This window comes from Thalassotalea sp. 273M-4 (assembly GCF_041410465.1).
Classification (GTDB): Bacteria; Pseudomonadota; Gammaproteobacteria; order Enterobacterales; family Alteromonadaceae; genus Thalassotalea_A; species Thalassotalea_A aquiviva.
Genome location: NZ_CP166961.1, coordinates 192,211 through 216,962, shown reverse-complemented (window position 1 = coordinate 216,962; position 24,752 = coordinate 192,211). Strand labels below are relative to the sequence as shown.

23 protein-coding genes are annotated in these 24,752 nt (G+C 42.0%); 4 read left to right on the top strand and 19 right to left on the bottom strand.

The features are described from left to right. Positions 1-408 precede the first annotated feature (408 nt). Entirely contained in the window at positions 409-636 is a 228-nt protein-coding gene (locus tag ACAY00_RS00940) for a DUF2970 domain-containing protein (RefSeq protein WP_371375973.1), read from the top strand. Here the strand turns inward: ACAY00_RS00940 and ACAY00_RS00935 are convergent. The 8 genes from ACAY00_RS00935 to ACAY00_RS00900 form a co-directional block, all read right to left on the bottom strand. Next, positions 615-1,454 carry a Dam family site-specific DNA-(adenine-N6)-methyltransferase gene (locus ACAY00_RS00935; RefSeq protein ID WP_371375970.1) on the bottom strand — a complete coding sequence of 280 codons (840 nt, stop codon included), beginning with the start codon at positions 1,452-1,454 and terminating at the stop codon, positions 615-617. The genes ACAY00_RS00940 and ACAY00_RS00935 overlap by 22 nt on opposite strands. 64 nt (positions 1,455-1,518) lie before the next feature. Further along, positions 1,519-2,583 (bottom strand): 3-dehydroquinate synthase, encoded by a 1,065-nt coding sequence (aroB, locus tag ACAY00_RS00930; protein WP_371375967.1) that lies wholly within the window; start codon positions 2,581-2,583, stop codon positions 1,519-1,521. Positions 2,584-2,588: 5 nt separating this feature from the next. Continuing rightward, on the bottom strand, positions 2,589-3,107 hold the full coding sequence (gene aroK / locus ACAY00_RS00925; protein WP_371375964.1) for a shikimate kinase AroK: 519 nt from the start codon (positions 3,105-3,107) through the stop codon (positions 2,589-2,591). 144 nt (positions 3,108-3,251) lie between these two features. After that, positions 3,252-5,312, bottom strand: a complete 2,061-nt coding sequence (locus ACAY00_RS00920; protein ID WP_371375961.1) for a type IV pilus secretin PilQ — start codon at positions 5,310-5,312, stop codon at positions 3,252-3,254. A gap of 7 nt (positions 5,313-5,319) precedes the next feature. Then, a complete protein-coding gene (locus ACAY00_RS00915; RefSeq protein WP_371375959.1) occupies positions 5,320-5,844 on the bottom strand; it encodes a pilus assembly protein PilP in 525 nt (174 codons plus the stop codon). After that, on the bottom strand, positions 5,845-6,444 hold the full coding sequence (locus ACAY00_RS00910) for a type 4a pilus biogenesis protein PilO (RefSeq protein WP_371375957.1): 600 nt from the start codon (positions 6,442-6,444) through the stop codon (positions 5,845-5,847). Beyond that, a complete protein-coding gene (locus ACAY00_RS00905; protein ID WP_371375954.1) occupies positions 6,441-7,016 on the bottom strand; it encodes a PilN domain-containing protein in 576 nt (191 codons plus the stop codon). Before ACAY00_RS00905 ends, ACAY00_RS00910 begins: the two co-directional genes overlap by 4 nt. Further along, positions 7,004-8,083, bottom strand: coding sequence for a pilus assembly protein PilM (locus tag ACAY00_RS00900; RefSeq protein WP_371375951.1), 1,080 nt, complete (start codon positions 8,081-8,083; stop codon positions 7,004-7,006). The genes ACAY00_RS00905 and ACAY00_RS00900 overlap by 13 nt, the downstream gene beginning before the upstream one ends. Positions 8,084-8,213: 130 nt before the next feature. Here ACAY00_RS00900 and ACAY00_RS00895 point away from each other — a divergent pair, with 130 nt between their 5' ends. Next, entirely contained in the window at positions 8,214-10,802 is a 2,589-nt protein-coding gene (locus ACAY00_RS00895) for a penicillin-binding protein 1A (RefSeq protein WP_371375948.1), read from the top strand. A gap of 47 nt (positions 10,803-10,849) precedes the next feature. On the opposite strand, the gene argH is transcribed toward ACAY00_RS00895, so the two are convergent. Genes argH through argC form a run of 5 tightly spaced genes read right to left on the bottom strand, consistent with a single transcriptional unit; the run spans position 10,850 to position 16,708 of the window. After that, positions 10,850-12,733, bottom strand: coding sequence for an argininosuccinate lyase (argH, locus tag ACAY00_RS00890; RefSeq protein WP_371375945.1), 1,884 nt, complete (start codon positions 12,731-12,733; stop codon positions 10,850-10,852). 1 nt (position 12,734) lies between these two features. Continuing rightward, the gene (locus tag ACAY00_RS00885) at positions 12,735-13,949 is read right to left on the bottom strand and encodes an argininosuccinate synthase (RefSeq protein ID WP_371375942.1); all 1,215 of its coding nucleotides are present in this window, start codon (positions 13,947-13,949) and stop codon (positions 12,735-12,737) included. A gap of 11 nt (positions 13,950-13,960) precedes the next feature. After that, the gene (locus tag ACAY00_RS00880; RefSeq protein WP_371379480.1) at positions 13,961-14,863 is read right to left on the bottom strand and encodes an ornithine carbamoyltransferase; all 903 of its coding nucleotides are present in this window, start codon (positions 14,861-14,863) and stop codon (positions 13,961-13,963) included. Between the two features lie 40 nt (positions 14,864-14,903). Beyond that, positions 14,904-15,689, bottom strand: a complete 786-nt coding sequence (argB, locus tag ACAY00_RS00875; protein WP_371375940.1) for an acetylglutamate kinase — start codon at positions 15,687-15,689, stop codon at positions 14,904-14,906. Continuing rightward, a complete protein-coding gene (gene argC, locus ACAY00_RS00870) occupies positions 15,686-16,708 on the bottom strand; it encodes an N-acetyl-gamma-glutamyl-phosphate reductase (protein WP_371375937.1) in 1,023 nt (340 codons plus the stop codon). Before argC ends, argB begins: the two co-directional genes overlap by 4 nt. A gap of 270 nt (positions 16,709-16,978) precedes the next feature. Here argC and argE point away from each other — a divergent pair, with 270 nt between their 5' ends. Continuing rightward, entirely contained in the window at positions 16,979-18,136 is a 1,158-nt protein-coding gene (argE, locus tag ACAY00_RS00865) for an acetylornithine deacetylase (RefSeq protein ID WP_371379478.1), read from the top strand. 45 nt (positions 18,137-18,181) lie between these two features. On the opposite strand, the gene metF is transcribed toward argE, so the two are convergent. Beyond that, positions 18,182-19,063: a methylenetetrahydrofolate reductase gene (metF, locus tag ACAY00_RS00860; RefSeq protein WP_371375934.1), complete on the bottom strand. Its 882-nt coding sequence runs from the start codon at positions 19,061-19,063 to the stop codon at positions 18,182-18,184. Between the two features lie 146 nt (positions 19,064-19,209). After that, positions 19,210-20,364, bottom strand: coding sequence for a cystathionine gamma-synthase (metB, locus tag ACAY00_RS00855; protein ID WP_371375932.1), 1,155 nt, complete (start codon positions 20,362-20,364; stop codon positions 19,210-19,212). Between the two features lie 181 nt (positions 20,365-20,545). On the opposite strand from metB, the gene metJ reads away from it, so the two are divergent. After that, positions 20,546-20,866, top strand: a complete 321-nt coding sequence (gene metJ / locus ACAY00_RS00850; RefSeq protein ID WP_371375930.1) for a met regulon transcriptional regulator MetJ — start codon at positions 20,546-20,548, stop codon at positions 20,864-20,866. 155 nt (positions 20,867-21,021) lie between these two features. Here the strand turns inward: metJ and ACAY00_RS00845 are convergent, their stop codons facing one another. The 4 genes from ACAY00_RS00845 to hflK all read right to left on the bottom strand — a co-directional run bounded on the left by ACAY00_RS00845 (position 21,022) and on the right by hflK (position 24,741). Continuing rightward, positions 21,022-22,320: an adenylosuccinate synthase gene (locus ACAY00_RS00845; RefSeq protein WP_371375927.1), complete on the bottom strand. Its 1,299-nt coding sequence runs from the start codon at positions 22,318-22,320 to the stop codon at positions 21,022-21,024. A gap of 143 nt (positions 22,321-22,463) precedes the next feature. Next, a complete protein-coding gene (locus tag ACAY00_RS00840; protein ID WP_371375924.1) occupies positions 22,464-22,652 on the bottom strand; it encodes a DUF2065 domain-containing protein in 189 nt (62 codons plus the stop codon). 57 nt (positions 22,653-22,709) lie between these two features. After that, entirely contained in the window at positions 22,710-23,585 is an 876-nt protein-coding gene (gene hflC / locus ACAY00_RS00835; protein WP_371375922.1) for a protease modulator HflC, read from the bottom strand. A 1-nt stretch (position 23,586) separates the two neighbouring features. Next, the gene (hflK, locus tag ACAY00_RS00830; protein WP_371375919.1) at positions 23,587-24,741 is read right to left on the bottom strand and encodes an FtsH protease activity modulator HflK; all 1,155 of its coding nucleotides are present in this window, start codon (positions 24,739-24,741) and stop codon (positions 23,587-23,589) included. Between the last annotated feature and the right edge of the window lie 11 nt (positions 24,742-24,752).

Here is a 24,752-nt window from a genome sequence, read left to right as displayed (position 1 = left end):
ACAGGGCGGTTTTGGCAAACTCTCGTAAACAGCTCATGCGCATAAGGCAGATGGATTTCCCTTAACGGTAAAGGATTATGGTCGCGCATAAGCCTCCTCTATAGAGCTTTCACGTTGGTGGTGAGCACAGATATTCACGTACTTGGCAAATCGCCCATTTCTTATCCTGATTCTTATTATTATTCTAAAAGCTCAAGCAAACCCTGTTTATCAGCGCCCTAAATCCATGTTACTGATGTTATAAAGATACGCCTTGGCTTATGGCTTCAAACCGATAGGACATAACTGATGATTAAGGCTGATTATTTGCTATTAGTTTATTTTGCTCTGATTTGCTTGGCATTTCTTGGATTTGCTAACCTGTCGATCCTTGTTATTATCAACATACTGTATTAATGGATTTTATTTATGACAGACACACAGAAAAAAGGGGATCAAGAGGAGGTTAAAAACTTGCCTCTGACCAACGTGATCAAAAGCGTTGCGGCGGCCTTTATTGGTGTTCAAAGTGATGCCAATCGCAAAGCCGACTTTGCGCAAGGAAAGTTTTCACACTTTGTTATTGTGGCGTTGCTTGGGCTGGCCTTATTTATTACCAGCCTCGTGTTGATAGTCTATGCGGTGTTACCTGATTGAGGGCGGTAAAGCGCCAGTAGTTCCGCCACTTTATTTCGCCCAGAACCTTTTTGGCTAATGGTTCGAGCGACTTTAATAGATTTTAGAGTATCTGCGTGTTCGTAGATTTTGCGAGTCCAAATCGTGTCATGATTAGAAATAAGTACGGTGACATCTTTCTCTTGCGTAACCTCTTCCGCCGCATTGGCTAAATCGGCCTGCTCATCTAGACCAAATCCGTTACCAGCATAGCTAACAAAGCTTGCGGTTTTGCTTAATGGCACATAAGGTGGGTCGCAATAAATGACATCACCATCTTGCGCTCTGGCAAAGGTGTCTCGGTAGTTTTCACAAACAAACTCTGTTTTCTTTGCCTTTTGGGCAAAAAAGTTAAGCTCTTTTTCTGGAAAATAAGGTCGCTTGTATTTACCAAACGGGACATTGTAGCCACCTTTAGAATTGTACCTACACAAGCCATTATAGCCATGGCGATTCATATACAAAAACAGCAGAGAACGTTGATAAGTGTCTTGCGTTTGATTAAACACCGCTCGAAACTCATAGTAAGCGTCAGCCTGGTTATATTCTGGGGTAAATAACGCCTTAGCGTCTTCAATGAACTGGTCTGGCGTAGTTTGCAACACCTTGTATAGATTAATTAAATCCTGATTTATATCATTGAGCAAATAATGGGGGTAATCGCTATTAAGGAAAATTGAACCGGCACCAGCAAAAGGCTCAATTAGGCGCCCACCTTTAGGTAACATGTTGCCAATAACTTCGCTAAGGGTGTACTTGCCGCCGGCCCATTTTAAAAAAGCACGTTGCTTATTGATCATTTACTTATTCTTATACAACTGAGGAAAATATAGCCACTGCGACAGACGCAGGCAGATGATTAGCTTAAATGACTTGCTGTAATTGCTCAATGGTTATGTTATCAAAAATTTGGCTTGTACCTATTTTTGTTGGCACAATGAGGCGGATCTTACCATTAATATTCTTTTTATCTCGACTCATATGTTTAATAAAGTCGTCAACGGTCATCGATTCAGGCGGTAGCGTCGGCAAATCAAAAAACTGCAGTAAATCGATTACCCGGTTAAGCTCTTGCGCTGATAAATAACCTAATACTTTTGCCAATTTTGTCGCTTGAACCATCCCTGTAGCTACAGCTTCACCATGTAGCCAAACCCCATAGCCCATTTCCGCTTCAATAGCGTGTCCAAAGGTATGTCCTAGGTTAAGTAAGGCGCGCTCGCCCGATTCACGCTCGTCCGCTGCCACGATGTCGGCTTTTTGCTGGCAACAATGCTGGATCATCTGATTTAATGTATCGCTGTCTTTGGCTTTAATCAGCGCTTTATGTTGCTCCAGCCAACAAAAGAATTCTTCATCACCCAAAATACCATACTTAATTACTTCACTAATGCCGGCATTGAACTCTCTACTTGGTAGGGTCGACAAGCTGTTGGTGTCAATAAATACCGCTTTGGGCTGATAGAAAGCGCCTATCATATTCTTACCTAAAGGGTGATTTACCGCTGTTTTTCCACCAACCGAAGAGTCAACTTGGGACAGTAAGGTCGTAGGGATTTGAATAAAGTCAATGCCGCGTTGATAACAGGCGGCAACAAAACCGGTGATATCACCAATCACACCACCACCAAGGGCAATAAGGGTCGAATCCCGGCCATGTTTGTTAGCCAGCATATGGGCGATGATGCGTTCAAAGTTGGCGAGATTCTTTTCGCTTTCGCCATCTTCTAAGATGAATACATCAAGGTGAAAATCCGTCAGTACAGATTTAATCGATTCTAAATAAAGGGGCGCAACCACGGTATTGGTTACGATACATACTCGTTTGGATTTTATATGTTGGCAAAGCTGACTTGTTTGAGAAAATAAGCCAGCTTCGATATAGATTGGATAGCTTCGTTCGGCTAGGGAGACAACGAGTGAATGCATGCCAGTTAAAAATCTAGACGATCGACAATTTTGCTCGCGACAACTTTTGCGCTCTGATCGTCGGTTTGAACAATCACATCGGCAATTTCTTCGTATAATGGATTACGCTCTACCGCCAGATTTTCAAGAACAACACGTGGGTCTTCTTTAGTTTGTAATAATGGACGACGACGGTCACGTTGAGTTCTAGCTACTTGCTTATCGATGGTCGTTTCAAGATAGACAACGATACCACGAGCAGATAGACGATTACGAATATGTTCACTGATCACTGAACCACCACCGGTCGCTAATACAATACCTTGCATTTGAGTCAGATCTTCAATGACAGTTTCTTCTCTCTTACGGAAACCTTCTTCGCCTTCTAAATCAAAAACCCATGCAATGTCGGCACCTGTACGACGTTCGATTTCCTGATCTGAATCGAAAAACTCAAGATGCAATTTCTCAGCTAATTCTCGACCAATTGTGCTTTTACCCGCGCCCATTGGGCCCACAAGGAAAATATTACGTTTTTCTGCCATGAGATTTCTTTTTTACTCGTAAAAATTGATAAGTTAACGAAATGAGGAGACTCCTCGAAAAAATTAAGGGCGCAATTATCGCAATTCTTTGAGTCAAATTGCAAGCATCACGCCCTAAAATAACAAAAATTGGACGAATTTTGTTTAAAAATTCTCGATTACAATTCTAGGAGTAACAAAAATCAATAATTCTTTCTTCTCGTTAAATTCATTACTGGTGCTAAATAACCAGCCAAGATAAGGAATATCGCCCAAAATAGGCACCTTAGATACGGCATTAATCACTTGTTGCTGATAAATACCTCCTAGTACGATGGTTTCACCATTATTAACCAACACTTGGGTGCCAATTTCTTGAGTATCAATGGCGGTGGCCAGACCGGTCCCTGTTGAAACGGTATCACCACGGGTATCTTGAGTTATTACAAGATCTAAAATGATTCGATTATCTGGGGTGATTTGAGGTGTTACCCGCAATCCCAGTACCGCCTTTTTAAAGGTTACCGATGTTGCCCCACTAGATGCAGCTTGGACAAATGGAATTTCAGTACCTTGCTCGATATAGGCTTCTTTTTGATTAGACGTGGTAATACGAGGGCTTGCGATAATTTCCCCCTTATTTTCCTGCTCCATCGCAGAAAGCTCTAAATCAAGGATAGTCCCATCTGCTAACCTAGCAACCTGAAAAGCTATCATACCAGCGGCATCCGCAACCGGTAAATTGACATTTAGGCGATCATTAATTGGTGGCAAAATACCATTATTGGTTAGCTCAGCCCCTTCAATACTGCCGGAAACGGCTGAATCACCTCCGTTGCGAGATGCGCCCCAACGGATGCCCAAATCTTGGCTGATATTATCTTTTACCGTAACCATGCGAGATTCAATGACCACTTGACGAATTGGCACATCAAGCACCGAAATCATTCGCTTAATGTCTTCAATTGATTTTGCCGTATCACGAATTAATAATGTATTGGTGCGTTCATCAACGGTAACACTACCACGCTCTGATAATAAACTGGTGCCTTCATTTTTCAGTAAATTTGAAAATTCTGAGGCTTTGGCATAGTTGATCTGAACGTACTCTGCATACAGCGGCGCTAATTCTGAAACTTGTTGCTTAGCTTGTAACTCTTTCGCTTCTCGAGCGACCAATTCGTCGTTCGGCGCAATCATAAGGATATTACCATCCATGCGTTTACCTAAGCCCTTAACCTTCAAGATAATATCAAGTGCTTGATCCCATGGAACGCCATCTAGGCGTAAGGTAATATTACCGCTTACGGTATCGCTGGTTACTAAGTTGAAACCGTTATAATCCGCAATAATCTGCAGTACCGTACGAATTTCAATATCTTGGAAGTTCAGTGAAATCGGTTTTCCACTGAAGTTTTCACCATCTTCTAAATACGTACGCTCTTCTTCTTTCTCTTTAATCGAAAGCGAGAAAATATTATCGATTTGATCATGTTCATAACTAAACTGTTTACTGGTGGTAATCTCAATGCGGGCATTATTGCCTTCTTTAAAGGTTTCAATGCTCGATACTATGGTACCAAAATCGGTTACATCCAATTTATATAATAAGTCGTCAAAAATCTCAGTGTTATGAAATTCAACTTGGATTTTGCCAAGTTTGTCTCTGACATCCACAGCCGATTTACTGTCATCAAGAAACACCAAAACTTGTCCAGCTTCGGCTTCCCCTTTACGAAAATCAATGGCTTGAATATTGTTGATAAAATCGGTCTCTAAATCGGCATTAGGATCGACTTTCTCAAATACCGATAGACTACTTAAAAGCACCACAAACTTACCTTCAACAATATCGGCTTGATAAATTTTTAGCTGATCTAAGTAAATGGTGGCTTTAACCTTGCCTTCAACTTGCTGAACGCTAATGTTTTGCACGCCGGCATGATTAATCTCGGTATTGGCCAAGGCTGAATCAAATTCCGTTGAATTAAACTCTATTTCAACTCTTGCAGGCTCAGTAAAGGTCTTAATCTTTGGTTTTTGCAACAACGGTTGTTCAAAGCCAAAGGTAAATTCAATTTCATCTGCCAATAAGGTGTTGTAGTAAATATCGTTGAGTTTGCCCTGAGCATAACTGCTAAAAGAAAACACCGTTAAGGTAACCGCAGTTACCAACGTTAGAAGTGTTCTTTTGATTATTCTATTTATTATATTTCTCAAAAACATAACTCCTTTACCCCTCCAAACCAGACTCAACCATTGAGATAGTCGTTTCTCTCTCAACCCAACAGCCAGATCCGTCAGGGATAAGTTCAACAATAATAATTTCTTCTTGGCCTACATTGGTAATTCGACCATTGTACAGACCTAAAAAGCTACCTATTGAGACTCTATGTAATGTCGAGTCTGATGCTTCAATCAGCGCCCAAGTAATGCCTTCTTCACCTATCGTCCCATTCATGCTCAACCCCTCTAGGGCGAACTTTTCTAGTGGTTGTTTACGTCGACGAGGATCTGGGTGCAAGCAATCAGACATCTGTTGCATTTTTTCTTGAATTGCTTCTGGTTTGGGCGGCACAAATGGGCTACGTAAAGCAAAAGCAGAATACTCAAAATGATTAAACACCGTTAACGGTGGGATCTCTTTGATACGATTGGGCGTAGACGCCTTCACTTTATCAATATGTGCTTGCAAGTCCGAAACATTGTCAAAGCAGCCTGTAAGAAGCAAGGTCAAGATCCATACTAAATAACGCATCTATTTGCCCTCCTTATACTTATAGGTTTTGGCCTGTAACTTTAAGGTCATGTCATTATCTTTGGCCTTACCGCTACTGGTTATGGTAAAGTCATGTAAGGTTACAATGCGGGGTAAGCCCGATATTTTTGACGAAAATTCACCAAAATCATGATAAGAACCAGTAACTTGCATTTCAATAGGTAATTCGACATAAATTTCAAGCTCGACTTCCGGTTGCCAGTCTAATTCTTGAAATTCTAAACGTGAGGTGGTGCCAACATAAGTAATATCATCTAACAAACCCGGTGTTTCATTACTCTCTGGTAAGCGTTTAACTTGTTTGGCAAAAAGCTCCTCGGCTTCTTCCATTTGCTCAATAAACAACTCTAGGTTGGCTGACTTAAAATACTTCTTTTGATATTCCGATTTTAATTTAGACTCTTTAGCGATCTCTCGTTCAAGTTCGCTAATTTTATCACTGACCAAAATGTAATAAACCGCGTAAGAAACAAAGCAGACCATAACAACCGCCAACAACACTTTAGCGGCTTTTGGCCACTGGGCGATGTTGTTGAGTTCTAAATCATCAAATTGGGAAAGATCGATGTTCATATTCATCGGCGTCTACCTTTCATTTCTTCATCGCCTAACAGACCTTGAATTCTAAGCTTCATATTGAAATCACTTAATAGCTTCGAATTTGTCCCTTTATTTGAAATAGACTGCAATTCCGCATCTGCAAGTAGGTTAGAGCTTTGTATTTCACGGATCATATTGGCCAAGTGGTTATTAGACTCACTTTTACCAATAAGTAACAGGGTATTCCCCCGTTTTTCCATTTTCGTAAGATAGACACCCGCGGGCACGATTCGAACAATTTCATCTAAAATTTGAGTGACCACGTTACGACTTTTTTGTAATTGATCGATCAAGGTCATCCGCTGAATAAGATCTTCTTTTTTCTGTTCCAGCGTTTTTATTTCTTCAATGCGCGAATCCAATACTTTAATTTCATTCATTAAAAACTGGTTTCTTGCTTTTTGACCATCAATTTGTCGTTGATACACTTGGCTAATTAAAAACACCACTAAAAAACTTACCAACGCTAAGAATGTCAAAATTGACATAAACTGTTGGTGTCTTTGTCGTTGTGCTTCTTCTCGCCAAGGCAATAAATTTATATGTGGCATGGGGTAAAACTCCTCAACGCCAAACCTGAAGCAACCATTAACTGTGGCGCAAAACGCTGCAACAGTTGTTCATTTACTTTTTCACCTAAGCTCATTGCGTTAAATGGATTGGCCACTATGGTATGCACGCCAAGCTCGGCTGATAACAGTTCTTGAATATTATCTAAGGCCGCAGTACCACCAGAAAGCACAATATAATCGAGCTTTTCTTTACCTGAATAGGTTAGATACATTTGAATGGCGCGACGAATTTGCTGAATTAATGTGGTCTGAAACGGTGCTAAAACTTCAAAGGTATAACTGGAAGGTAATCCACCAGTAATTTTTTGCGACTCGGCTTCTTCATAACTTTTGTTGTAATAAGATACGATAGAGCGGGTGTATTGCTCGCTACCAAATAATTGATCTCGAGTGTAAATGTTATTAACCCCATCTTTAACCGTAAACAAGGTCATATTGGCACCAATATCGATGAAGGCGACCACTTTATCTTTTGCATCATCGGGTAACATTGGCATGCAAAGCTCTGATGCGCGTGATAATGCGTAGGCTTCAACATCAACGACTTTGGTGTCAAAGCCACCCGCTTCCAAAGCGGCGACGCGGGCTTCAACGGTTTCCGTTCGCACTGCACTTAATAAAACGTTCACTTTACTTGGATCAGACTCGTTTACGTCGAGCTTTTCAAAGTCTAGGCTAACTTCATCTAGGGGATATGGGATCAGGCTGTCGGCTTCGATTTCTATCTGACTGGCTAACTCATCATCGTTTAGAGTCACATCCATATAGATTATTTTGGTGATAACGGTCGAGCCAGAAACGGCCACAGAAGCGTTTTGCACATTCGAAAGAATTTTCTTACGGAGCTTACGGATAACGGCACCAATGGCTTCGATATCTTGTACTTTGCGATCAACAACAGCACCTTTAGGCATAGGCTCTATAGCGAATGCATCGAGTTGGTAACCTTCATTATTTTCACTAATGAGAACCGCTTTGACAGAGTAAGACCCTATATCGATTCCGACCATCAAAGAGGTATTCTTTTTCCAGAATCTTGTTAGCATAACTTCCTGTGGATATTTTTGTTTATTTTTGTTCTTAAATCATAATATAGCGAAAAAAAAATTTATTACACTAATTATATCGATATACTAGAGATAATAGTTCATTTTTTACTAATGTGGTACCAAATTAGTGCATATTTTCAAGCGTTTAGTTCAGTTGGTCATTTTTGGTTGCGTAATTGTAACTCTGGTTTTAGCCGGTTTTTATTTTTATATGCGCCCAGATTTACCCAGTGTTGCGGTATTAAAAGATGTGAAATACGCAACGCCAATGCAAATTTTTAGTCGTGACGGCAAATTAATTTCTCAATTTGGCGAGAAGCGTCGTATTCCGATAAAACTTGAAGATATGCCCAAACAATTAATCGAAGCTTTTTTAGCCACTGAAGACAATCGGTTTTATGATCATTTTGGGGTTGATCCTATCGGGATGTCGCGAGCCGTCATCGGACAGCTTATGGGCACGCCTAAAGGTGGTGCAAGTACTATTACCATGCAAACCGCCCGCAACTTCTTTTTGACCCGAGAGCAAACATACACTCGCAAGCTACGTGAAATTTTTATTTCCTTGCATATGGAGAGCTTATTAACAAAAGATGAAATTCTTGAGCTCTATTTAAATAAAATCGAACTAAGCCACCGTGCTTTTGGGGTGGGCGCTGCCGCTCAAGTTTATTACGGTAAGGAGCTTAATGAACTTACCCTAGCTGAAATTGCCGTTATCGCAGGCTTACCCAAAGCGCCAACAACCTATAATCCGATCAGCTCACCTGAGCGCGCCAAGTTTAGGCGCACAACCGTATTACAACGTATGTTAGTGAGTGGTTACATCAGTGAAGAAGAGTATGAACAAGCCAATAACGAGCCCATAAAAACCAAGCGACATGGCGTAGAAATCGAACTTAACGCTCCTTATGTTGCTGAAATGGCGCATCAAGACGTGGTCAAAATGTTTGGTAAAGAACGGGCTTATAATGAAGGCTTACGCATTTACACTACCGTGCAAACCGATTTACAAAACGCGGCAAAAGATGCCGTAATTAAGAATCTTTATGCCTATGATGAACGCCATGGCTATCGAGGTCCGATCTATAGAGCCTGGTTAAGCGACGAAGATAAAACGTTTTTATTAGACCTTAAACAACGACTATTATCAGCGCAAGATTATCAACAACTTGAGGCGACACTCTCTAGTCTACCTACCGAGGCTTTATGGCCACAAGATTATCCTAGCGCACTAGCAGAGGTTAACGTTTATAACGATTTGGTCCCAGCTTTAGTGATTGCTATTGATGAACAGTCAGCCATTTTATATACCAAAGACAATCCACAGCTCACCTTAAACTGGGATGGAATGAAGTGGGCGAGAGCGTATATTGACGACTCTCGCCAAGCAAATCCGCCCAAACAAGCCAAAGAAATTATTTTACCTGGTGATGTTATTTATATTCGTAAAAATGACATCAATGAGTGGCAGTTAAGTCAATTACCTGAAGTATCAGGTGCTTTAATCGCCATTTCTCCAGATACTGGCGAGATCTTAGCAACGGTAGGTGGTTATAGCTTTAAGCAAAGTCAATTTAACCGCGTGACCCAAGCAAATCGTCAAGTGGGTTCAAATATTAAACCATTTGTCTATTCTGCGGCTCTAGATAATGGTTATACCTTAGCCTCTATGGTCAATGATGCGCCAATCAATAAATGGGATCGACGCTCTGGAGTGACTTGGCGTCCTAAAAATTCACCCGAAATTTATGAAGGTCCATTGAGTGTCAGAAAGGGGCTGGCGAAATCTAAGAACGTTATTTCGGTGCGCTTACTGCGTGGCGTTGGCATCCATAAACTGGTTGATCACTTAAGCAAATTCGGTTTTGAACGCAGCGCATTAACTAAAACCGAATCGTTAGCATTAGGCTCGGCTTCTATTACTCCTGAAAAAATCGTTGCTGGATTTTCTGTTTTTGCCAATGGGGGCTACCTTGTTGAACCCTATATTATCGAGCGTGTGGAAAATACGGATGGTGAAATCTTATACCAAGCGAATCCTGACATCGCTTGTTACTCATGTGAAGTTGAACAAGAGCAATATGAAAAAAGCTTACTGACCTTAGATGATATTGACGTCGAAAGAGTAACTCAACCGGTTGCTCCTAGAGTAATTTCTCGACAAAATGCATTTTTGGTCACAGAGGCAATGCGCAGCGCCATTTTTGATGGCGGTGGCAACTGGTCTCGAGGCACCGGATGGAATGGTACCGGTTGGCGTGCACGCTCATTAAAACGTCAAGATATCGCCGGTAAAACGGGCACCACAAACGAGTCAAAAGACGCTTGGTTTTCAGGCTTCAGTCGTCGGGTAGCCGCAACGTCTTGGATTGGCTTTGACAACCCGAGCCGGAATCTGGGCCGGACTCGAGTAAACTCTAATTTAGGTCCTAGTCAAACCGCTGGCGGTGAAGCTGGAGCAAACGCGGCACAACCCGCATGGATAACCTTTATGGAAACCGCGCTACAGCAATACCCCTTTGAGCCTTTTGAACAACCTGAAAATATTATTAGCATTCGTGTCGATAAAAAGACAGGTAAACGAACCAATAGAACCGACTCGAGCTCGATGTTTGAATATTTTATTCAAGGAACCGAACCGAGAAAATGGGTTGACCAGCAAAATGTCGAAGAAATCTTAGAACAACAGCAAGTAGATGAAGAGTTATTTTAAGCTCAATCGTAGCCAGACCTGCAGTTATTCAGGTCTGGTTATTTGCCCTATAAGTACAGCACCTCTATTTTTTTAGCTTCGGCGACTTCGTGGTAATCATGTAATTGAAATTCCAATGCCTCTTCATCACAACACGTTTGTTTGGGGCATAGGTCGCAATCTTTCATTACTTTTTCTGGCAGTGCTTGCTTGTCACTCTTAGCAAAATCCAATTTTAAGAAAAAATCTGGTTTTCTGGTGAGTACAAAGACTTTCAATAAAGATAACTCTTTCGCTCTCGCTAACAAAAATTCACAGAGTTTTTTTCCATAGCCCTTGCCTTGATGATTGGTTGAAACCCCTAAGGAGCGAATTTCAGCCAAGCCGGTGCTGTAAATATAGAGCGCGGCACACGCACAGACCTGCCCATTCACTTCAATAACCGCAAAATCGCGAATACTTTTGATCAAGTCTTCTTCACTGCGAGGCAGGTTCTCTTCTTTCGCTGACCAGTAATTGACTAATTTAACAATGCCTCGTAAATCGGTTAAACGCGCATCGCGAACAACAAAATCTGCCGAGCCAAAATGCTGCCGACTTTGCGCAATGACCTTTTCTATGGGCTCAATGCCGGTACCTCCTAACATATTGCGCTTATCGACGAGGTATTCTAAATCCAGCACTTTAAAAACATCGTCTTCAATTAATTCTGAAAATTGCTTTAATTCATTTAGCTGCAAGTTTTCTAATGGCTCCCCTTGATTAATGGCATACAAAACAGCGGTGCCGGTAATTTCATGCGCGGTACGAAATGGTACGCCTTTACCAACCAAATAATCGGCCAGTTCGGTGGCATTAGCATAGCCCTCTCGAGCGGCTTTTTGACATTCCGCGCTGTTAAGTTCAATCGAACTTATCACCTCCACCGACATCACCAAACAATTTGTCCACTGCTCAAGCGCATCAAACAATCCTTGTTTATCTTCTTGCATGTCTTTGTTGTAGGCTAAAGGCAAACCTTTTAAAGTCACCAACAAACTTTGTAGGGCGCCATACACTCGCCCGCATTTACCTCGTATAAGCTCTAAGGCATCAGGATTTTTTTTCTGTGGCATCAAAGAGCTTCCACTGGTGACATGATCACCTAAGGTAATAAAGTGTGCTTCTCCTGAATTGAAGAAAATTAAATCTTCACTAAAGCGAGATAAATGCATCATGCCTGTGCTCGCGGCAAATAATAAATCGAGCACAAAATCCCGATCTGACACCGCATCAAGGCTGTTTAAGCATGGCCCTTGAAAGCCCAGCGACGTTGCTAACTCAATGCGGTCTATATCGAAGGTTGTTCCTGCTAGAGCCCCCGAGCCTAAAGGGCATTGATCCATACGATGATAGGCATCTTGTAGGCGCGAAATATCACGTTTAAACATTTCGACATAGGCCAAACACCAGTGCGCAAAACGGATCGGTTGCGCTCGTTGTAAGTGAGTATAACCAGGTAAAATATGCTGCTTGTTGTTATCTGCAAGGTTAATCAACTGGCTAATACATAATTTTAATTGCTGTTGTAACTGCTCTACTTGATCTTTAGCCCACAAGCGCAGATCGGTGGCCACTTGATCGTTTCGACTACGACCTGTATGCAGCTTTCTCGCCACATCACCCAGCACTTCGGTCAATTCCAATTCTACCCAGCTGTGAATATCCTCGGCGCTACTTTGGCTAATTTCGAGCTCTCCGTTGCTGACTTTATTGCGTAAATCACGAAGCCCTTGCTCAAGTTGTTGTTGCTCTTCTAAGGTTACTACCCCAGCTTTTTGAATGGCTTTTGACCAGCCAATGGAACCTAAAATATCGTGCTCAACTAAGACATGATCAAAGGATAAGGAATCATTAAATGACTTGAATATATCACTACTGCTTGCCGTAAATCGGCCTCCCCATAACGCCATCTTATTCCTCCTGCTGTTTTAGTGCTTTAATTCGACTCGATAAGCTAAACAAGCGTATAAAACCCTCTGCATGTTTTTGGTCATACACCTCATCGGCGCCAAAAGTGGCAAATTCTTCTGAATAAAGACTGTTTGGAGAGCGTCGTTGAGTCACCACCGCTTGCCCTTTATACAACTTAACAACAACGTCACCGGTAACCGCCTTGGCCAAGCTATTGGTCGCCGCCATTTGCGCTTCAGCTAACGGCGTAAACCAACGCCCATCATAAATGACATGCGAAAAGTCAATGGCCAGAGTTTCTCTAAATTTCAAAGCCTCTTTATCTAAAATAAGCGACTCCAGGCCCTTATACGCGGCCATTAATACGGTGCCACCAGGGGTTTCGTAACAGCCTCTGGACTTCATTCCAACAAGTCGGTTTTCAACTATATCTATGCGGCCAACCCCATGCTTGGCTGCCTGTTGATTCAGATACACTAAGGCGTGATAAGGGCTGAGTCTGTTGCCATCAACAGCTACCAATTCGCCTTGTTCAAAAGACAGTAGCAAAGACTCGGGCAAGTCGGGTGCATCAAGCGGATCGACCGTCATGGTCCAAACCTCTTTCGACGGTTCACACCATGGATCTTCAAGCTCTCCTCCCTCATGAGAGATATGCCATGCATTGGCGTCACGCGAATAAATTTTGGTTAAGGACGCCGAGCAGGGAATGTCGCGTTGTTTAAGGTAAGCCAGTAAATCTTCTCGTGACACCATATCCCATTCACGCCAAGGGGCAATGACCTGCAATTGTGGTGCTAAAGCAGCAAAGCAAGCTTCAAATCGTACTTGATCATTGCCTTTACCGGTGCAACCATGACAAAGCGCGTCGGCACCAACTTTGAGTGCTACTTCAACATGTGCTTTGGCGATAACGGGCCGCGCCATTGAGGTACCCAATAGGTATTGTCCTTCATAAACGGCCCCTGTTTTTAAGATCGGAAAAATGTAGTCTTTGACAAATTCTTCTTTTAAGTCGACGACATGGCATTCACTTGCGCCCGACTTTAATGCTTTTTCTTCAATTCCTTGCAGTTCTTCTTCGCCTTGACCGACATCTGCACAAAAAGCTATGACTTCACAACCATCATAATTTTCTTTTAACCATGGAATTATCGCCGATGTATCTAGACCACCAGAATAGGCGAGTACCACTTTATTAATTGTTTTTTTCATCTTGTTATCCACTATTTTAATAAGGTTAGTAACACGGCATTTTGCGCCCACATTCTGTTTTCAGCCTGAATCATAGCCAGCGACTGTGGTGAGTCAAAAACCGCTTGGCTGATTTCTTGCTCCATATGCGCTGGCTGACAATGCATCACCTTTGCGGCTTTGGTTTTAGCCATAAGATTTTCATTTACTTGAAAAGGCAAAAACTTCGCTAAGGTTTGATCCGACTTACTATCTCCCATCGACACCCAAGTATCGGTATAAATCACATCTTGCTCACCAATTTCATCAATGTTGCTAGAAATCGTTAAACGACACTGGTGTTGCTCAGCAAGCTGTTTAGCTTGAACAATCGAACGAGTATCGGGTTGATGCCCTTCAGGACAGATAACACTGACATTAACTCCAAGTATCGCCCCCATAAACATCAAGGAATTAGACACATTATTGGCGTCACCAACATAGGCAAAATTAAGCCCTGATAACGAGCCAAACTGCTCGGTCAAGGTCATATAATCCGCTAGCGCCTGACAAGGGTGATAAAGGTCGCTTAACGCATTAATCACTGGTATTGACCCATGTTCGGCCATTTCATCAAGAACACTTTGTTTGTATACCCGAGCAACTATCGCATCACACCAACAGGCTAGATTTTGAGCCAAATCTTTTATTCTTTCACGTTCACCTAAGTGACCATTTTGTTGTCCCAAATACAGACTGTGACCGCCAAGCTTTTGAATACCTACATCAAAACTGATGTGAGTTCTTAGCGAAGGCTTCTCAAACAGCATCACCACGGATTTACCACTGAGTGCATGGTTAAATTGCTCTGGGCTTTGTTTAATTTTGATCCCAAGTTCAATCAAATCCAACAAGGTCTTTTGTGAACAATGGTGATCGGCTAAAAAATGTTTTATCGACATAAAGTGCGTTTCCATAACTTAAATAACAGGCTGATTACAATGTAATTTGTTCTGGAACAATGCGGGTACCAGGTAACCTGCCTTGCTGTAATAACAGCAGATCTTCAGGCGTTTTCCAGCTGGCCACCGCGATACTTCGTCGCAGTAAGTTGGCAGCGTGAAAGGCTGCCCGAACTTTTGCCACCATACCGCCATTTATCACACCTTGAGCAATAAGCTCCTGAGCTTGGGGATGAGAAAGAGAAGAAAGAACCTTGCTATCGCCGTCTTTCACCCCGGCCACATCGGTTAATAAAATCAGCTGCGCTTGCAATAAATCGGCAATAGCAACAGCGGCATCATCGGCATTAACATTAACCAAAGTACCATCAGCCAGTTGGCCGATGGAGGCGATGAAAATCAAGTCCACAACCCCAAGTAGTTGATTAAGAACATTGACTTGATTAGGCTGAGGGATACCAACTTGCCCAAATTGGGGCTTGTCAGGTAGGCAAGAAACCATATTTCCGTCATGCAAAGACAAACCAAGGCTAGTAATACCCAAGGCATTAGCACTAGCCACCATGTTTTTGTTCACTGCACCGGCCAACGCTCCAGCAATAATTGGCATATGCTCAGGTTTAGTGACTCTAATGCCATCTATTTTTTCACTGGTAAGGTTAGCGGCATCGAGGTGTTTATCCACCACCCAACCGCCTCCATGAATGATCACCAAAGGCTGTTTTTTTACGATCTGTTTTATGGTCTGTAAAAAAAACCTTAAATCGTCAGGCTGGTTTAAAATGCTCCCGCCAACTTTTATGACAATGGGTTGGCTCATCCTTGCACCTCAATTAAAGTTTGGTTATCTGAAAAACCACAGGCCGAGTTAAAGCATTGCAATGCTTGTGAAGCTGCGCCTTTTAACAGATTATCGATGGCACAACTGACCACAATGACGCCAATATCTGCTTGGTAATGAAAATAAAGATGGGCATAGGGTGTTCCAACAACATCATCAACTTTGGGCCAGTGCTTGACTAATCGCACACAAGGTGTATTTGCATATGCTTGACTGAATGCCTGCTGAACTTGCTCTTGGCTTACACCTTGTTTTAATTGCATGGTCAAGGTGCAGAGCAAACCACGCTTAAACGGCGCTAAATGAGGATTGAACACCACATCATAACCACACTCTTGACTGATTTCTGGCTGATGACGATGCTGTAAAATATTGTACGCCGTTAAACTGACTTCATTAAAGCTGGTACTAAGACTGGCTTTTCTTCCTGCACCGCTGACCCCGCTAATACCGTTCACCACTATCATACTGTTTGCTTTAAGCAAATGAGCAGAACTGAGTGGTTTAATCGACAGTAAGCTGGCTGTTGGGTAACAGCCCGGCACAGCAATTAAGTCGGTTGTTGTTAAGTCTTGTTCTAGCCACTCAACCAAACCATAAACCGCTTTTGGTAAAAGGTTGGGTGATTGATGTTCAAACTGATAGTGCTGCGGATATTGAGCAGCGTGTTTAAGCCGAAAAGCACCTGAAAGGTCAAACACTTTCACCCCGAACTGTAAAAATTTATCTGCCCATAGGTGGGAAAACTCGTGTGGAGTAGCAAAGAATACGGCATCGAGTTCTGTCACGATTTGACTAAAGCAAGGTTTCGAAAAAGCGTGTAAACGATGGTTTTCCAATGCATGCAATTTAGGGTAAAGCTCTGACAATTCTTTACCGATATCTTGGCTTTGCTCTGAGACAAATAACGTAAGTTCACTGACATGTTGATGTGAATGCAGTAAAGATGCTAACTCAGCCCCGGCATAACCACTTGCTCCAATAATTGCAACTTTCAAGATTTCCCCTATCGCCCTTGCTTTTCAGTTAATTATTCACTTTATTTAAACTAGTATTGACCATTTAATGCATAAGTCCAATTTGCAATTTTATTCACTTTAAAGCTTATCACCATGACTAAAATTCTTTCAAAAATAGACAATTAATAAATAAAAACTAAAAGCATCATCGAAGTAAATGGTTTAACAACGTTCTAAATTCCGATAAACTTAAAATAACAATTAACAACTATTCATGCAATAAAAAAGAATAATTATACAAAAGGCTTAATTTTGACTTTACCAAATTTTTCTACCGCCTTACGCGAATTAATTAAACGCCCCTCTATCAGCGCCAGCTGTTCAAGTTGGGATCAGAGCAATAAAGAAGTTATTTATTTATTGGCTTCTTGGTTCGAGCAACTTGGCTTTTCTATCACCATCTCGCCAGTACCTTGCAGCCAGAACAAATATAATATGTTGGCCAAATTAGGTGATGGCGATGGGGGCTTATTATTCGCAGGTCACAGTGATACCGTGCCTTTTGATCAGGAACAATGGCAACAAGATCCTTTTAAAGTGGTGAGTCAAGACAATAAATTCTATGGCTTAGGTACCTGTGATATGAAGGGATTCTTTGCCTTTCTGTTGCAAGTTTGTCAACAATTGACGACAGCATCATTGCAAAAGCCCTTATATATTTTGGCTACCGCAGACGAAGAGACCACCATGGCCGGTGCTCGTTTTTTTATTGAACAAAAATTAGCCAAACCCGATGTGGCGATTATTGGCGAGCCTACGAACTTACGTCCTGTGATCATGCATAAAGGGCATATGTCACACCGGATCAAGGTAACGGGAAAATCAGGTCACTCAAGTCGCCCTGACAGTGGCATCAACGCCATTGAAGTGATGGTCGAAATCATCAATAAATTGCAAAAGTTTAAACAACACCTTAAACAGAATTTTAGTAATCAAGCCTTTACGGTGCCTGAACCCACGGTTAACTTAGGGGCCATTAAAGGCGGCGATAGTGCCAATCGGATTTGTGGTCATTGCTATCTTGATATTGATTTACGGGCAATACCTGGAATAAAAGATGAAGAATTACTGGCTTGGTTAAGCGATTGCTTTAAACCTATTGCTGATAAATACCCTGGTCGGATAACGTTAACGGAGCTACATGCAAGTTCACCAGCTTTTGCCGAGTCTGAGCATAGCGAACTTGTACACACGGCGCAGCAGTTAAGTGGTCATTGCTGTCAGGCGGTAAATTATGCCACGGAAGCGCCTTATATTCAGCAATTGGGCTGTCAGACCATAGTACTTGGCCCAGGTTCTATTGAGCAAGCACATCAACCGGATGAATTTTTAAGTTTCGAGCAAATAAAACCGACCGAAACGTTACTGCTTAAATTTATTCAGCATTATTGTTTGAATCGCAAATAACATAGGGACGAATGTATAAGGTACGCTAAATGGCTTGCAATACTCTTAAGGTCGAATACCCAAAGTGTGGCATATAGCATAGGTTAATTCACTGCGGTTTAAGGTATAAAAGTGAAAGTTTTTGATCCCCTCACTCTTTAAAATCTTTACCTGCTCCATTGCAATATTTGCCCCAACTAAATTTCGAGTTGCAGGATCGTTATCTAAACCTTCGTACATTTTGCCCATCCATCCAGGCACATGAACATTGGTGAGTTTGGCAAATCGTTGTAAGGTGGCAAAATTTGATACGGGTAAAATACCAGGTACAATTTCAACTTCAATGCCAACCGCAACACAACGATCACGAAACCTTAGATACGCATCCATGTCAAAGAAAAATTGGCTGATCGCTCGGTTAGCACCGGCTTCGACTTTGCGTTTTAAATTGACCAAATCAAATTGTGCATTCGGCGCTTCAGGATGGGTTTCGGGGTATGCGGCAACCGAAATATCAAAGTCGTTAACCTCTTTTAGCAAACTGACCAAATCATTCGCGTACATTTCTGGTTTTTTAGTGGATTGCGGTAAATCACCTCGTAATGCCACAATATGACGAACCCCACTATTCCAATAGTCTTTAGCAATTGCAATTAACTCTTCACGACTTGCATCAATACAAGTAAGGTGCGGGGCCGCCAATAAACTGGTTTCTTTTTGAATGCGCTTGATCACGCCATGGGTTCTATCTCGGGTACCACTACCAGCACCATAGGTGACAGAAACAAAACTTGGTTTTAATGGGGCCAAGCGTTCAATCGAGCGCCATAATGTGGTTTCCATTTCAGCGGAATTTGGCGGAAAAAACTCAAACGATACCTGCAAATCTTTATCGATATCACTTAAAGTACGGTTAAGATTGTCAAGACTTCGGGCATTTGCATTCATTTTTATTCCTACCTACTGCTTCATGTTTACTAACAACTGATATTATTTGGTGGTTTTTGCCATTCGCATACCCGACTCACATTGCTAAGCCCGGATGTTGTTAAAAAATAAAGGATTCTTATCAATCAAAGTCTAAGCCTATAAAATTACAAGGTTAAATTTAAGGCATAATCTAAGTCGTTGATAATATCTTGAATATCTTCAAGCCCCACAGACACTCGGATCAGGGATTGTGAAATACCCGCGGCTTCTTGCGCGGTTAATTCCATTCCCGCATGCGTCATCGTTGCTGGGTGACAAATCAGACTTTCAACCCCACCTAAAGACTGTGCTAAAGTAAACAGGCTGGTATTTTCCAATACGGTTTTAGCGCCATTAACACCGCCATCCACCTCAAAACTCAACATCGAGCCATAACCCATTTGTTGCTGTTTAGCTAATGAATGACCTGGATGGGTGCTTAAGCCAGGGTAATACACTCTTTTTATAGCTGGATGTGCAATTAAAAATTTAACTAAGGCGTCGGCATTGGCCTGGTGCTCTCTCATGCGAATCGGCAGAGTTTTAATGCCTCTTAAGGTCAGGTAACTGTCAAATGCACTACCTGTGATGCCTATGCAGTTTGCCCACCAAGCAAGCTCTTCGCCTAAAGAGTGATCGTTAGTGACAACGGCACCACCAACAATATCACTGTGGCCATTGATAAATTTCGTTGTGGAGTGGATCACAATATCTGCGCCGAGCGCGAGTGGTTGCTGCAATAACGGGGTAAGAAAGGTATTATCAACGGCGATCAACGTACCTGCTTGTTTGGCTTGGTTAGCCAAGGTTTTAATATCCACAATACGCAGAAGTGGGTTACTCGGTGTTTCTATGAGCAACAACTTGGGTTTACATGCAAGAGCATGTTCGACGGCTTTGGGGTCATTTTGGTCAATAACGAGAAGCTTGAATAAGCCCCTTTTCTCAAGATGAGTGAATAATCGATAACTACCACCATAACAATCATGAGGGATAACGAGGGTATCTTGACTACTGAGTAATTGGGTGATCAGGTGAATGGCCGACAGGCCTGTGCTAGTAATAATGCCAAAACAACCGCCTTCGAGCTCGGCTATTACATCAGCAAGGATTGAACGGGTTGGGTTAGCGGTTCGAGAATAATCGTATTCGCCTTTTTGCTTGAAGCCTTTTAGGGCATAGGTAGATGATAAATGCAACGCCGGCACAACAGCACCATGATGCTTGTCGGTATTAATACCAGCTTGAACCGCTTTTGTTGCATTATGCTTGGTTACCATATTGCCCATTCCATAACGAATTAATTAAATAGATGTTTAGACGTCTATAAATCTATCTGGTTAATTTATATCCGTCAAGAAATTTTAGCCATCTATACATCTTTGCTTTTAGATGTTGACTCAAAGTGAAGAACCAGTACAATTTAAACCAAGATTTAATTCAGATGTTGAAGGAATGTCCATGGCAGAATGGAATGGTGACTACATTAACCCTTATGCAGTCCACGGTAAAAAAAGTGAGCAAGTGAAAAAGATCACAGTTTCAATTCCACTGCGAGTATTAAAAGTTCTTACTGATGAAAGAACTCGACGTCAAATCAATAACTTACGACACGCAACCAATAGTGAACTCCTTTGCGAAGCTTTCTTGCATGCGTTTACGGGTCAACCGTTACCAAGTGATGAAGATCTGATGAAAGATAACGAACATACGTTACCCAAAAGTGTTCGAGATATTCTAGAGGAAAAAGGGATCACCGACTTTTCCGATTTTGAGGATTAGACGCAAAGTTAACATTGTCGCAGAAAGTTCGTCAGAACTTCATGCAGATTAAAATGTTCGCGATAAAAAATTTACTAAGACGATAAAAAAAGCCGGGATAACCCGGCTTTTTATTTCGCTAAATTGACATTGGCAATCTAGCACTGACCAATCCATTACTCGTCAAATGGATTCACCAAAATCATCGTTTCATTACGATCTGGACCGGTTGAAATAATGTCAATCGGTACACCTGTAATTTCTTCTAGGCGCTTAATGTACGCAATCGCATTTGCTGGCAATTGATCAATGCTGGTCGCGCCAACAGTCGACTCATCCCAACCTGGTACGGTTTCATATACCGGAGTAATGTTTTCGTAACCTTCTGCAGCCATCGGTGGTACCGTAATGATGTCACCAGACTCAGTTTTATAACCTGTACAGATTTTAAGTTCTTTAAGACCATCTAACACGTCAAGCTTGGTTAAACAAAAGCCTGAAACCGAGTTCACTTGAACGGCTCTGTGCATTGCAACGGCATCAAACCAGCCACAACGACGTTCACGACCGGTTGTCGCACCAAATTCATGACCTACAGTACCTAAATGTTGACCAATCTCATCATTTAGTTCAGTAGGGAATGGGCCTGAACCTACACGTGTGGTGTACGCTTTAGTGATACCTAAAACATAATCAAGGTTTAGAGGACCAAATCCACAGCCTGTTGCAACACCGCCAACAGTGGTGTTTGATGACGTTACATATGGGTAGGTACCGTGATCAATATCAAGTAATGTACCTTGAGCACCTTCAAACATGATAGATTCGCCGGCTTTACGGGCTTGATCAAGCATTTCACTTACGTCCGCCGTCATTGCGCGGATAATATCGGCGATTTCTAATACTTCTTTTAATACCGTATCAAAGTCTAGCGCTTCGGCTTTGTAGTAATGGGTTAAAACAAAGTTATGGTATTCCATAATTTCTTTTAACTTATCGGCAAACGTTTCCGTGTTTAATAAATCGCTTACACGTAAACCACGACGAGCAACTTTATCTTCGTAGGCCGGACCGATACCACGACCCGTAGTACCGATTGCTTTTTTACCGCGCGCAGCTTCACGTGCGTTATCTAAAGCTACATGGTAAGGCATGATAAGAGGACATGCATCACTAATTAGTAAGCGCTCACGTACTGGAACATTACGCTCTTCCAACATGGTGATTTCTTTCATTAATGCTTTTGGACACAGCACAACACCGTTACCAATTAAACATTTAACATTTTCACGAAGAACACCTGAAGGGATAAGATGTAATACGGTTTTCTCACCGTCAATTACCAAAGTGTGACCTGCATTGTGACCACCTTGATAACGCACAACATACTTGGCCTTATCAGTTAATAAGTCAACAACCTTACCTTTACCTTCGTCACCCCATTGGGTGCCAAGAACTACAACGTTTTTGCCCATAATAATTTTGTATATTTCGAAAGAAAATTAGGCGGGGATTCTAGCAAATACCACGTTATAGATCACTAGTTTTATGCGTTTTTTGTTCACAAAATGCAACGTTTTGGTTGCATTTATCGATGAACAAATACGGGCCGAACCATTTATTGGATGAAAATCAGTAAGATAATGCCCAAACCTAACAATAAGGCGCCCATTTGCCTAATGGTCGTCGACTGTTCTTGAGCGATTTTTAGCATAAACTTGCGCCAACGATTGGGAAAGAAAAACGGGCCTATTCCTTCAAAAATAAGCATTAAGGCAAGTGCGCTGATAAGTACTGAAAAGGTCATATTGATATATTTTTAGTTGCATAAAAAAACCCCGGTTAAACCGGGGTTTTAAAACCATTACTTGGTTGCTTTAAGGTATTCAAAAAACTCGCTATCGGGTTTAATCACCATAACGTCGTTTTTACTAGAAAAACTCTTTTCGTATGCTTCTAAACTACGAACAAAGCTGAAGAACTCTTGGTTCTTGTTGAAAGCCGCGGCATATACATTAGCAGCTAACGCATCACCTTGACCACGAATGTCAAACGCTTGCTTTTCAGCATCGGCTAACATTACCGTGACTTTAGCATCCACCGTTGCTTGGATTACATCGGCTTTTTCGCGACCTTTAGAGCGATGTTCAGCGGCTACAGCCTTACGATCTGCTCTCATACGCTCGTAAATTGAGTTACTCACCTCTTCCGGTAAGTTGATGCGCTTAACACGTACATCCAAGACCTCAATACCTAAGTCCGCTTTACTTGATGCCGTACTTAATAATGACTCTTCCATTAGAGAGTCACGATCGCCAGAGACAATCTCTTTGATTGTACGACGACCGAATTCTGTACGCAGACCATTGTTTACTTTTTGCTTTAACAAGGCCTTAGCATTGTCGATGTTACCGCCAGCGGTACGAACATAGAATGTTGAGAAATCAACGATTCGCCACTTCACATACGAATCGACTAAAAGGTCTTTTTTCTCAGCCGTTACAAATCGGTCTGCGGCATCATCGAGGGTCTGAATACGCGCGTCAATCTTGTGCACTCGTTGAATAACAGGGATCTTAAAGTGCAAGCCTGGTTCGTGGACCACCATTTCTCCATCGCTGTCTCGAACAATTTTAGAGAATTGGAAAACAATACCACGTTCACCTTCGTTAATAACAAAGACACTTGAAACGGTCAGTACCGATAATAGCACTAGGATAATGATTGAAAAATTTCTCATCTTAGTTATCTCCTCGGCTAAAACGGTCATTACGGCTCGATGATGAATTTACCGTTGAGTTCTTATTTTGAATCTGTGGTTTTTGCTGCATATCATTATACGTGCGGTTAAGCTGCTGCGGTAATGATGGTTGTTGTTGCATGATTTTATCCAGTGGCAAATAAATCATGTTATTACCACCGTCAACATCTACCAGTACTTTTGACGTGTTGCTGTATACCTTTTCCATTGTTGTCAGGTACAAACGCTTACGTGTTACTTCTGGCGCTGCCGTGTACTCAGGTAATAGCTTTTCAAACTTAGCGACTTGACCTTCTGCAGCAAGTACCACTTGCTGTTTGTACGCCAATGCTTCTTGTTCAATAGCTTTGGCTTTACCACGTGCGCGCGGTTCAACCGACAGAGCATAAGCCTCGGCCTCTAGAACGAAACGCTCTTCATCTTCTCGCGCTGCGATAGCATCATCGAAGGCATCTTTTACCTGTTCTGGTGGACGCGCGTCTTTAAAGTTTAAATCGGAAATTAAAATACCTAAGTTGTACGGTTCCAGGATTTTTTCTAATTCGGCCCACACCGCTTGACGAACTTGCTCACGACCTGAGGTTAGAACTTCATCCATTTTTGAGTTACCAACAACATAGCGAATGGCACTGTCAAAGGCATGTTCAAGACTGGCGTCAGCGTCTGTCACGCTAAATAAATAATTTCGCGCATTGATGATACGATATTGCACCTGCATCTCAACACTGACAACATTCTCATCGGCTGTCAGCATAAAGCCTCGAGAAGGTAGATTACGCGTTGTTTGCACATCAACTGGGATAACTTTTTCAATAAAAGTTGGTTGCCAATGAATGCCAGGTTCTACTTCACCGTTAAATTCACCGAACTGTAGCACCACACCACGCTCAGCTTCTTTAATGGTGTAAAAACCACTCACACCCCATGCCAAAAGTGCTATTACCACAATCAAGCCTATACCGAAACCACTAAAGCCACCTGAGCCTTTGCGATTACTTGGTTTGTTACCAAAAATACCGCCAAACTTATTACCTAAGTCTTTTAGTAACTCGTCAAGATCTGGTGGTCCTTGATCTCGGCCACCTTTATTTTTCCAGGGATCATTATCATTATTCCCCGGTTCATTCCAAGCCATTGCGCTCTCCG

Coding starts and splice junctions, on each gene's coding strand:
- hflK (WP_371375919.1), bottom strand. CDS start 24,741: ATGGCTTGGAATGAACCGGGGAATAATGATAATGATCCCTGGAAAAAT.
- ACAY00_RS00910 (WP_371375957.1), bottom strand. CDS start 6,444: ATGAATATGAACATCGATCTTTCCCAATTTGATGATTTAGAACTCAAC.
- metF (WP_371375934.1), bottom strand. CDS start 19,063: ATGAATGCAAATGCCCGAAGTCTTGACAATCTTAACCGTACTTTAAGT.
- metJ (WP_371375930.1), top strand. CDS start 20,546: ATGGCAGAATGGAATGGTGACTACATTAACCCTTATGCAGTCCACGGT.
- ACAY00_RS00905 (WP_371375954.1), bottom strand. CDS start 7,016: ATGCCACATATAAATTTATTGCCTTGGCGAGAAGAAGCACAACGACAA.
- metB (WP_371375932.1), bottom strand. CDS start 20,364: ATGGTAACCAAGCATAATGCAACAAAAGCGGTTCAAGCTGGTATTAAT.
- aroB (WP_371375967.1), bottom strand. CDS start 2,583: ATGCATTCACTCGTTGTCTCCCTAGCCGAACGAAGCTATCCAATCTAT.
- ACAY00_RS00920 (WP_371375961.1), bottom strand. CDS start 5,312: ATGTTTTTGAGAAATATAATAAATAGAATAATCAAAAGAACACTTCTA.
- ACAY00_RS00885 (WP_371375942.1), bottom strand. CDS start 13,949: ATGAAAAAAACAATTAATAAAGTGGTACTCGCCTATTCTGGTGGTCTA.
- argB (WP_371375940.1), bottom strand. CDS start 15,689: ATGAGCCAACCCATTGTCATAAAAGTTGGCGGGAGCATTTTAAACCAG.
- ACAY00_RS00935 (WP_371375970.1), bottom strand. CDS start 1,454: ATGATCAATAAGCAACGTGCTTTTTTAAAATGGGCCGGCGGCAAGTAC.
- ACAY00_RS00845 (WP_371375927.1), bottom strand. CDS start 22,320: ATGGGCAAAAACGTTGTAGTTCTTGGCACCCAATGGGGTGACGAAGGT.
- ACAY00_RS00915 (WP_371375959.1), bottom strand. CDS start 5,844: ATGCGTTATTTAGTATGGATCTTGACCTTGCTTCTTACAGGCTGCTTT.
- argH (WP_371375945.1), bottom strand. CDS start 12,733: ATGGCGTTATGGGGAGGCCGATTTACGGCAAGCAGTAGTGATATATTC.
- hflC (WP_371375922.1), bottom strand. CDS start 23,585: ATGAGAAATTTTTCAATCATTATCCTAGTGCTATTATCGGTACTGACC.
- ACAY00_RS00840 (WP_371375924.1), bottom strand. CDS start 22,652: ATGACCTTTTCAGTACTTATCAGCGCACTTGCCTTAATGCTTATTTTT.
- ACAY00_RS00940 (WP_371375973.1), top strand. CDS start 409: ATGACAGACACACAGAAAAAAGGGGATCAAGAGGAGGTTAAAAACTTG.
- aroK (WP_371375964.1), bottom strand. CDS start 3,107: ATGGCAGAAAAACGTAATATTTTCCTTGTGGGCCCAATGGGCGCGGGT.
- ACAY00_RS00900 (WP_371375951.1), bottom strand. CDS start 8,083: ATGCTAACAAGATTCTGGAAAAAGAATACCTCTTTGATGGTCGGAATC.